Origin of the sequence: Flavobacterium soyae, assembly GCF_021245985.1 — a bacterium.
GTDB classification, from domain to species: Bacteria; Bacteroidota; Bacteroidia; order Flavobacteriales; family Flavobacteriaceae; genus Flavobacterium; species Flavobacterium soyae.
Genome location: NZ_JAJQXA010000056.1, coordinates 1 through 356 on the forward strand (window position 1 = coordinate 1; position 356 = coordinate 356).

A 356-nucleotide genomic window follows, 5' to 3' on the forward strand; every position below is an offset into this window, starting at 1 on the left:
GGCCGAGAAACTGTTCCTAGGCCAACCGGCCATCAGCGCCGCGCTGTCGCGCCTGCGCAGCCTGTTCGATGACCCGTTGTTCGTACGTACCGGCCGCAGCATGGAGCCTTCGGCCCGGGCGGTCGAGATCTTCGCCCTGCTCTCCCCGGCCATGGATTCGATTTCCACGGCGGTCAGCCGTGCAGCGGAATTTGACCCGGCCACCAGCACCTCGGTGTTTCGCATCGGCCTGTCGGACGACGCCGAATTCGCCCTGCTGCCGATGCTGCTCAAGCGCCTGCGCGCCGAAGCGCCCGGCATCGTGCTGGTGGTGCGCCGGGTCAACTACATCCTGATGCCTGGTTTGCTGGCGTCCG

The 356-nt window shown here is 66.9% G+C and carries 1 protein-coding gene; it reads left to right on the forward strand.

What is annotated here, in order from left to right:
* The coding region (locus LUU93_RS21925; protein WP_232683229.1) for a LysR family transcriptional regulator at positions 1–356 on the forward strand (356 nt) is incomplete at both ends.